Origin of the sequence: Flavobacterium esculini (assembly GCF_048284325.1) — a bacterium.
Taxonomy (GTDB): domain Bacteria; phylum Bacteroidota; class Bacteroidia; order Flavobacteriales; family Flavobacteriaceae; genus Flavobacterium.
In genome coordinates, this window is the sequence record NZ_JBLVPI010000013.1 from 127567 (window position 1) to 136968 (window position 9402).

Below are 9402 nucleotides of genomic sequence, written 5' to 3' on the forward strand. Positions count from 1 at the left end.
AACCTGAAAGATGACTGAAGAAACGAAATACTATGCAAAAGCGGCAATGCTAATTAGAAAACCTATTGAAGACGTTTTTCAGGCATTTATAAATCCAGAAATTACGACTAAATTTTGGTTTACTAAAAGTTCAGGAAAACTTGAAGAAGGAAAAGAAACACAATGAACTTGGGAAATGTACAATCACTCCATTTCGGTTAGAACCAAAACGATAGCACTAAATAAAAAAATTGAAATTGAATGGGGAAATTATGATGAAATCACTACCGTGCAATGGACATTTAAAAATCTGAGGGAAACGGGAACTTTTGTAAGCATTGTCAATACAGGATTTCAGGGCGATACGGAAAAAACCATCTCACAAATACGCGATTCAACAGAAGGATTTACTTTGGTTTTAGTAGGTTTAAAAGCCTATTTAGAACATAATATTGAACTAAATTTAATTTCAGACCGATTTCCAAAGGAACTTACTGAATAACTGTGTATACTACAAAAAACTATTACAACTAACTTACAAAAAAATCTTAAAAAGCTCCTCAAACATTCCGATAAACGAATGCTGAGTAAGTTTTCTCTTCAATACAAAACTATTAAACATATGATTTATAATTAATTAACATAAAAACACATTGATATTAACTTTTCATTTTCAACTATTTTTGTACTTTTAATTTCCCTAAATAATTTCTTTATTTTAAATAATGCAATCATCTTATTTTTCCTCTTTTGTAATTTAAGTTCAATATATAAAAGCTGTTTTATGGAAAATAAAAAAATAATTACCAAAAAAATAACACCCTGTTTGTGGTTTAACGACAATGCTGAAGAAGCGGTGACTTTTTATGCCTCGATTTTTAAAAACTCAACAATTGAAAAAGCAACTCATTACGGTAAAAATGCACCCATGCCAGAAGGAACTGTTTTGACCATTTCCTTTCAATTAGACGGAGAATATTTTTTGGCCTTGAATGGCGGGCCTGTATTTACTTTCTCGGAAGCTGTTTCATTCATTGTTAATTGTGAAAACCAACCGGAGATCGATATGTTTTGGGAAAAACTTTCTGAAGGCGGACAAATTCAACAATGTGGCTGGCTGAAAGATAAATTTGGTGTTTCTTGGCAAATTGTGCCTGTAATATTGGGTGAAATGATGCAAAGCGATGATAGTGAAAAATCAAATCGTGCGTTACAGGCAATCATGCAAATGGTGAAAATCGATATAGAACAACTAGAAAAAGCGTATCATGACTAGAATCGTAGTTACACCATCTTCATAAAAGTAAAACATTACTATGGATTGAAAGTTCATAGATTGGGTAGGCAATCTTAAAGTCTGCATATTATTAGCCACGAATTTCACCAATTATCACAAATTAATTAGTGGAGATTCGTGAAATTCCTGACAGAAATTTTTTGAAGCTAAAGTGCATAACTTTAGACCAATAAAACAAAGAAAATTATTACATACTCAAAAACAGATAAAATGGCAAGAGTAAGCACATATCTAAACTTTCCCTACAATACTGAGGAAGCATTTAATTTTTATAAATCCGTATTTGGAGGAGAATTCAGCGGTGGTGGAATAGCGCGATTTAAAGACATTCCACCAGCAGAAGGAATGCCTCCGATGAATGAAAATGATAGAAATCTAATCATGCACATTGAATTGCCTATTGTTGGTGGTCATATTTTGATGGGAACTGATGCACCTGAATCGATGGGTTTTAAAGTGAATTTCGGAAATAACGTTTATATCAATTTAGAACCGGATACAAGAGCTGAAACGAAAAAATTATTTATTTCATTAGCAGCTGAAGGAACAATAACTATGGAACTTCAAGTTATGTTTTGGGGTGCCTATTATGGAAGCTGCACCGATAAATTTGGTGTTCAATGGATGTTTAACTGTGTTGAAAAAATATAAAATAATTCGAGATATGGCAAATAATGATAAAATATTGATAACAGTAGAGACTGTAGTTAGTGCACCAATCGAAACCGTTTGGGATAAGTGGACAAATCCTGATGATATTGTAAGATGGAATAATGCCTCTGATGACTGGCATACAACAAGAGCTGAAAATGATCTAAAAGTTGGAGGTAAATTTGTTTCAAGAATGGAAGCTAAAGATGGCAGTATGGCATTTGATTTCAGTGGAACTTATGACAACATCAAACGAAATGAACTTATTGAATATACCGCTGATGATAATAGAAAAGTAACCGTTCACTTTTCTGATGCCGATGATAAGACAAAGGTTATTGAAATCTTTGAAGCCGAAAACGAAAACCCAATAGCCATGCAACAATCAGGTTGGCAGTCTATATTGAATAACTTCAAAGAATATACCGAATCTAAACTGTAAAAAATTAAAAATCAGGTCCATTTATATACTATAAACATAAATTTTAGATTGGATATTTAAACACGAATTTCACTAATTTTCCACCAGTTAATTCGTGAAAATTAGGAAATTCGTGTTTATCTTTTTTATAATAATTTATAAAATTCGATTAATCAGCGTTACTTCGTTCTTATTTTGTGTCCTCTGTTAGTATAAAATGGGCTTTTTTGTATCTCAAATACAATATCAATTTTCTATCTTTGCGCCTTTGAAATTCAACAAAATGAACATTAAACTTATTGCTGTTGGTAAAACTGATAACAAAGTCTTACAATCTTTGATAGACGATTACACCAAGCGTTTGTCTTTTTATATCAAGTTTGATCTGGATATTATCCCTGACATCAAGAATGTAAAAAACTTATCTGAAAGTCAGCAGAAAGAGAAAGAAGGCGAATTGATTTTGGCAAAAATAACACCAACAGATCAACTTATTTTATTGGACGAAAATGGAAAAAATTTTTCCAGTGTTGGTTTTTCAGAAGAACTACAAAAAAAAATGAACTCAGGCGTTAAGACTTTGGTCTTTGTAATTGGTGGTCCTTATGGTTTTTCAGAGACGGTTTATGCCAAAGCACAAGGAAAAATATCGCTTTCCTTAATGACTTTTTCGCACCAAATGGTCCGACTCTTTTTTATAGAACAATTGTATCGCGGGTTTACAATTTTGAGGAATGAACCCTATCATCATCAGTAATTTTATATTAGTCAACTTGTATTATTTTTTTGTATTTTAGTAAAATATAATCATATTTTTAAAATATGAGAATTAAACTTTTGTTTTTGATCCTTTTTCTAATGGCTAATATTTCCTTTTGTCAAGATCAAGAAGAACAATTTTAAATGATTTAAATCAAGCAATTTTGTAAAATGCCCTCTCTAGCATCATCAGTAAGAAGTTTGTATATTCAGTGTTTTAAGTTTAAAAAAAAATCATATTTATTTTTACAAAAAAAATACGGTAAACATCTTATCGGAAATATGCTGATAAAATGAAAACTTAAATTATTTAAAATTAAATAACTGTAAATCAATTTTTTAACATACATTTATTATCATTTTAAATCTTAAAAAATTAATTTTATAATTGCAATCGCTGGTTTTAAAATAAACATTTTAAACGCAAAAAAAGGTTACCAGAATTACATAATTTTTTTAATAGTATTGTTTCTATTTTTTATCAACCTTTAAAATATTCATTATGAAACGTTCCATTAGATTCTTAGTTTTTTTTATCACTTTATCAGGTTTAATTTCTTGCGATAATTGTGATGATTCTACTCCATCACCAGTTATAGTAACTTTTAATGCTACTTTAAATGGTGCAAGCGAAGTACCTTCCAATAATTCAACAGGTATTGGAACAGCCGTGCTTAAATTTAATAAAACTACAAAAATATTCACATTAACTATAACATACAGTGGCTTAACTCCTACTGACGGGCATATCCATAGAGGCGCTGAAGGTACAGCTCCTGCCAATAATATAATCTTTCCTCTTACTAGTTTAGTCTCTCCAATAACTTACACAAGTCCAGTTTTGAATGCAACTCAAGAAGCAGATCTTATTGCCAATCTATATTATGTAAACTTACACACTACTGCATTTCCTACTGGAGAAATAAGAGGACAACTTATCACAACTAATCCAGCAGGTACCGGAGGTGGCGGAGGTGGTGGAGGCGGTTATTAAATAGTAATTTCTCACCTTATTAAACTAAAGGAATCGAAGGATGTTGGTATTATTAAACCGTATTTTTATAAGTTACATCAACACTAAAATCAGTAAAAATGAGCTTTGTTGATTCCTTTATCTTTTTGAAGGTCAGAAACTATTGTTTTCCTGCTAGTAAATAAACTCTAGTTCCTGTTTTAATTTTGGAAGTTTCAAACTTTCCAAGAAAATTTTATCTTGAATATAACTTCCAAAATTAAGGTCTTTGTCAAATCTAAATAAAAATAATTTTGCCCTATTTTCAGGAAGTGTATTATTTATTAGCTGTTGTAGTTTTTCTTTTTTTATAATTTGATTTTCTAATAAAATTTCATTTTTACTATTAAAAAAAACTACTATTCCAATCGGTTTTTCTAATTTATAAAACACTTTTGTAAAAGGAATAAAAGCTAAATTCTTGCCAATAGTATCTGCGTAGGAAAAATAATTCTGTGCTAATTCGTTTTTATGAGCCTTTTCTTCCCGTTTTTTTTGTTGTAGCTTCATGACTTCCGGAATTACTAATCGCAAAGGCAAACGCTTGTCAATATTGAAAATCCAATTGGTAGAAATTATACTATTTTTTCTGTTAACTTCTGTCAAAGTATCTTTTCCTTTTGTTCTAAAAAAAATATAAATTGGGGAATGATCTTCTACCTTTTTGACGATTGTTATAGTGGCTTTCGGCAATAAAACAGCTTCTTTATTCCCGCAGGAAAACAAGATAAAAAGGATAATCAGACTGAAACATTTCATGTTATGGATTGATTTTATTAAATAAAGTAACACATTCCATTGCTTCCTTTACGTCATGGACACGAAGGATTTTTGCTCCTTTAGACAATGCCAAAGTATTCAAAACTGTGGTTCCGTTTAAGGCCTGTTCTGCATTAGTATTCAACGTTTTATAAATCATAGATTTTCTTGAAATTCCAACTAAAAGTGGTAATTCAAGTATGTCAAACAATTTCATTTTTTGAAATACTTCGTAGTTTTGTTCCAATCTTTTGGCAAAGCCAAAACCAGGATCTATAATTAAATCATTGATTCCAAAACTTCTTGCTTTGGCAATTCGTTCCGAAAAATAGAACACCATTTCTTTTACAATATCATCATAATTTGTAAGCGTTTGCATCGTTTGAGGATTTCCTCGCATGTGCATCATAATATAAGGAACATTGTATTTTGCAATTATCTCAAACATTTTTTCGTCCAGATTTCCTGCAGTAATATCGTTGATGATTGCTGCGCCGCTTTCGATGGAGGCCTTTGCCACTTCGCTTCTAAAAGTGTCAATTGAAATAATCGTTTCCGGAAAATTTTTTAGAATCAAATCAATAGCAGGAGCAATTCTTGAAATTTCTTCTTCTTCCGAAACAAATTCGGCACTGGGCTTACTGGAATAAGCACCTAAATCAATGAAAGTAGCTCCGTCAAGAAGCATTTTTTCAACCCGAGAAAGTATTTCGTTCTCATTTTTATACTTTCCGCCATCAAAAAAAGAGTTGGGTGTAACATTCAAAATCCCCATTACTTTGGGAGTTGATAAGTCGATGAGTTGTCCTTTGCAGTTAATAGTCATTTTTTAGTGTTCAGTATCGGTTATCAAAACTTCTGCATTCAATCCCGACGCTTCGGGACGTTAATCTTCAATCAACATTCAGCCGCAGTATTCTCTTTGCGGTTAACAGCCTTTGTACTTTGTACTTCAATCTTAATTCTTTACTTTTGAAAAAATTTTAGACAAATATACACCAATAATGAAGAATACTTCAAAGGAATATGATACTGTGATTGCGCTTTGTCGTTCACTGTTTATCAACAAAATGAAAGATTACGGATGTGCATGGCGTATTTTAAGATTGCCATCACTGACGGATCAAATCTACATTAAAGCACAAAGAATACGAAGTTTACAGGAAAATGAAGTTCGTAAAATTGATGAAGATGAAACCGGTGAATTCATAGGGATTATCAATTATTCCATTATGGCATTAATTCAATTGGAATTAGGCGTTGTTGAGCAACCTGATTTAGAGGTTTCAAGAGCGACCGAATTATACGATACCAAAGTTAAACTGACCAAAGATTTAATGGAAGCCAAAAATCATGATTATGGCGAGGCTTGGCGCGACATGCGTGTCAGTTCGCTTACGGATTTGATTTTGCAAAAACTCCTTCGTGTAAAACAAATTGAAGACAATAAAGGAAAAACATTAGTTTCTGAAGGTATTGATGCCAATTATCAGGATATGATTAATTATTCGATTTTCGCATTGATTTTAATGGGTTTTGGAAATAAAAAATAAAAAACTATGAAAAATATAATTACTCAATTCTCCCGAATTTTCGTTGGAATCTTATTTATCATTTCGGGATTAATAAAGTTGAACGACCCCATTGGTTTTTCATATAAACTGGCAGAATATTTTGGCGAGCCCGTTTTCAACATGCCGTTCTTAGTACCATTTGCATTAACGATTGCTTTGTTTTTGGTTATTGTTGAAGTTGTATTAGGTGTTATGTTACTCATTGGTTACAAATCAAAATTTACGATTAACAGTTTGTTGTTATTGATTGTATTTTTCACTTTCCTTACCTTTTATTCTGCTTATTTTGATGTTGTTAAAGACTGTGGATGTTTTGGCGATGCTTTGCATATTACACCATGGCAATCCTTCACCAAAGATGTAGTTTTATTATTCTTTATTCTAATTCTATTTTTTAATAGAAAATTGGTGAACCCGTTATTTGGAAATACTGTTCAAAACATAATAGCTTTTGCAAGTATCGCTTTATGTGTATTTATGGGCTATTGGGTTATCAATCATTTGCCTATAATCGATTTCCGTCCGTACAAAGTAGGAACCAATATCCAAAAAGGGATGAGAATTCCTGATAATGCCCCGAAAAGTGTAGTCGAAATGGTTTTTATCTACAAAGTAAATGGCGTTGACAAAGAATTTAGCGAAAAAGATTTAACGGCACTACCTGAAGGAGCTACTTTTGTAGACAGAAAAGACAAAGTGATTACAGAAGGTTATGTCCCTCCTATTCATGATTTTGCTATGGAAAAAGACGGATCTGATTATAAAGAGGAGTACTTAAATGAGCCTAAATTAGTTATGATTGTGGCTTATGATTTAGTTCATGCTGATAAATCCGGCTTAATTAAATTGGAAAAATTGAATCAGGAAGCTAAAGCAAAAGGCTATAAAGTAATAGGAATGACCGCTTCTTCACCGGAAGAAATTGCCAAATCAAAAAAAGAATTCGGAATGACATTCGATTTTTATTTCTGCGATGCGACAGCTTTAAAAACGATTGAAAGAGCTAATCCTAGTATCGTAATCCTTGAAAAAGGAACCGTTTTGCAAAAGGTACATTATAATGATATTGCAAATTTGAAGCTATAAATAAAGGTTTTAAAGGTTTTATTTAAGGTTTAAAGTTACTGAAAAAGGTAATTTTAAACCTTTAATCATTTTATATATCTACAGAAATTTCGGTTTATTCAGCATTGAATTTTACTGAAATGGGTTTAAAATAGTAATAAACGGGTTCGTTTTGAAAGCCCTATTTTTAATTTATTTCAACAAATGCTCCATTTAAAGGCTAACTATTACGATTTCACTACTTTTAACATTATAAAAAAATCATTTTTTGTGACATAACCGTTCAGTATTCAAAATTCGTCAAACTATATTCCCCAATCAAATTGTTTGTTTAACTTTGTTCCAAATTTAAAAAAATGAAAAAAATATTCGTTTTATTCATTGCTTTCGTTACATTTTCTTGTACGCAAGCCCAAAAAAAAACATTTTCAAAAGAAGCGTTATCAGAAACATTATTGTCAACTGATGGAAACCAAGTTGCTTTTAAGAATATTTTAAAAAAATACAAAGGCAAAACTTTAGTAATTGAAGTTTGGGCATCTTGGTGCGGAGATTGTGTAAAAGCAATGCCAAAAATTAAAGAATTACAAGCTAATAATCCTGATGTAGCCTATGTGTTTATTTCTATGGACAAAGCTGTCGATAAATGGAAAATTGGTATTGAAAAGCACGAATTAAAAGGAGATCATTTCATGGCAAATGACCAAATGAAAGGTGTTTTTGGAAAAGCAATTGATTTAGATTGGATTCCTAGATACATCATCATTGACAAAACAGGAAAAATAGTTTTATATCGTGCGATAGAAACTGATTTTGATTTAATAAATGAAACTTTAAAAAAATTGAAATAATAGCAGTATTCATTTCAAAAAAACAACCTAACTAAAATAAAAAACAACAAAATGAGAAAGAAGATTGTAGCAGGAAACTGGAAAATGCATAAAAACGCAGAACAGACTGAAGATTTATTGAATGAATTAATTGCAAAAATCTCAACAGAAACTAACGCACAAGTAATTGTAGCTCCAACTTTTGTTAACTTGGCTTCTGCAGTTGATCATTTAGAGTTTACAAATATAGATGTAGCTGCTCAAAATGTACATCAAGCTGAAAGTGGCGCTTTTACAGGCGAAATTTCTGCTGATATGCTTAAAAGTGTTGGTGTAAATATCGTAATTCTTGGACATTCGGAGCGTAGAGCAATTTTTAATGAAACAGATGCTTTAATTGCCAGTAAAGTAAATACTGCTTTAGAACATGACATGACTGTTATTTTCTGTTTTGGTGAAGAATTAAAAGACCGTCAATCTAAAAATCATTTCAATATCGTTGAAAATCAATTGCGTGACGGTTTGTTTCAGATTGAAGCGAAAGACTGGGCAAATGTTGTTTTAGCATACGAGCCAGTTTGGGCAATTGGAACTGGAGAAACAGCTTCTCCGGAACAAGCTCAAGAAATGCACGAATTCATCAGAGAAACTGTACGCAAAGCGTTCGGAAGCGACATCGCAGATGATGTTTCTATTCTTTACGGTGGAAGTGTAAAACCAGAAAATGCAAAAGAAATTTTCTCTAAACCAGATGTAGACGGAGGTCTTATTGGAGGAGCTGCCTTAAAAGCAGATGATTTTGTAGCAATTGTAAACGCTATTTAATAATTCAGATTAAATTTCGCAAAAAAATCCTCAATTAGAAAGACATTGTCCCTAAAAGTTTGGACAAATTTATAATTAATTTTGATAATAATGAGCTCGATATTGTATCGGGCGACACTATCCCATAAAGTGTGTAAGTTGAAAAGTTAAGGCTTCGATTTTATAATCGGAGCCTTTTTTCAAATATAAGGGTAAATTGGTTTAAAACAATTCCCCAATTTTTGATAGGC

General features: G+C 31.6%; 13 protein-coding genes. 11 read left to right on the top strand and 2 right to left on the bottom strand.

Going from position 1 to position 9402, the window contains the following annotated elements:
• Positions 1–10 precede the first annotated feature (10 nt).
• The 7 genes from ACNQGG_RS12335 (at position 11) to ACNQGG_RS12365 (ending at position 4101) form a co-directional block, all read left to right on the top strand.
• Complete coding sequence (locus tag ACNQGG_RS12335; protein ID WP_417964388.1) at positions 11–166, top strand: SRPBCC family protein; 156 nt, start codon at positions 11–13, stop codon at positions 164–166.
• Positions 167–175: 9 nt separating this feature from the next.
• Positions 176–481, top strand: coding sequence for an SRPBCC domain-containing protein (locus ACNQGG_RS12340; protein ID WP_417964390.1), 306 nt, complete (start codon positions 176–178; stop codon positions 479–481).
• 282 nt (positions 482–763) lie between these two features.
• The gene (locus ACNQGG_RS12345) at positions 764–1255 is read left to right on the top strand and encodes a VOC family protein (RefSeq protein ID WP_417964392.1); all 492 of its coding nucleotides are present in this window, start codon (positions 764–766) and stop codon (positions 1253–1255) included.
• Between the two features lie 231 nt (positions 1256–1486).
• On the top strand, positions 1487–1927 hold the full coding sequence (locus tag ACNQGG_RS12350) for a VOC family protein (RefSeq protein ID WP_417964394.1): 441 nt from the start codon (positions 1487–1489) through the stop codon (positions 1925–1927).
• Positions 1928–1940: 13 nt separating this feature from the next.
• Positions 1941–2369 (top strand): SRPBCC family protein, encoded by a 429-nt coding sequence (locus ACNQGG_RS12355; protein WP_417964396.1) that lies wholly within the window; start codon positions 1941–1943, stop codon positions 2367–2369.
• Positions 2370–2631: 262 nt separating this feature from the next.
• Positions 2632–3105, top strand: coding sequence for a 23S rRNA (pseudouridine(1915)-N(3))-methyltransferase RlmH (gene rlmH / locus ACNQGG_RS12360; protein WP_417964398.1), 474 nt, complete (start codon positions 2632–2634; stop codon positions 3103–3105).
• A 504-nt stretch (positions 3106–3609) separates the two neighbouring features.
• Positions 3610–4101 (top strand): CHRD domain-containing protein, encoded by a 492-nt coding sequence (locus ACNQGG_RS12365; protein WP_417964400.1) that lies wholly within the window; start codon positions 3610–3612, stop codon positions 4099–4101.
• A 153-nt stretch (positions 4102–4254) separates the two neighbouring features.
• Here ACNQGG_RS12365 and ACNQGG_RS12370 read toward each other — a convergent pair whose 3' ends face one another.
• Positions 4255–4878, bottom strand: coding sequence for a hypothetical protein (locus tag ACNQGG_RS12370; RefSeq protein ID WP_417964402.1), 624 nt, complete (start codon positions 4876–4878; stop codon positions 4255–4257).
• Position 4879: 1 nt separating this feature from the next.
• Positions 4880–5704, bottom strand: coding sequence for a dihydropteroate synthase (gene folP / locus ACNQGG_RS12375; RefSeq protein ID WP_417964404.1), 825 nt, complete (start codon positions 5702–5704; stop codon positions 4880–4882).
• Between the two features lie 178 nt (positions 5705–5882).
• Between folP and ACNQGG_RS12380 the strand changes: the two genes are divergently transcribed.
• The 4 genes from ACNQGG_RS12380 to tpiA all read left to right on the top strand — a co-directional run bounded on the left by ACNQGG_RS12380 (position 5883) and on the right by tpiA (position 9172).
• Entirely contained in the window at positions 5883–6431 is a 549-nt protein-coding gene (locus ACNQGG_RS12380) for a DUF1599 domain-containing protein (protein ID WP_417964406.1), read from the top strand.
• A gap of 6 nt (positions 6432–6437) precedes the next feature.
• Complete coding sequence (locus ACNQGG_RS12385; RefSeq protein ID WP_417964408.1) at positions 6438–7538, top strand: BT_3928 family protein; 1101 nt, start codon at positions 6438–6440, stop codon at positions 7536–7538.
• 335 nt (positions 7539–7873) lie between these two features.
• Complete coding sequence (locus ACNQGG_RS12390; protein ID WP_417964410.1) at positions 7874–8368, top strand: TlpA family protein disulfide reductase; 495 nt, start codon at positions 7874–7876, stop codon at positions 8366–8368.
• Positions 8369–8419: 51 nt separating this feature from the next.
• On the top strand, positions 8420–9172 hold the full coding sequence (gene tpiA, locus ACNQGG_RS12395) for a triose-phosphate isomerase (RefSeq protein ID WP_417964412.1): 753 nt from the start codon (positions 8420–8422) through the stop codon (positions 9170–9172).
• Positions 9173–9402 lie beyond the last annotated feature (230 nt).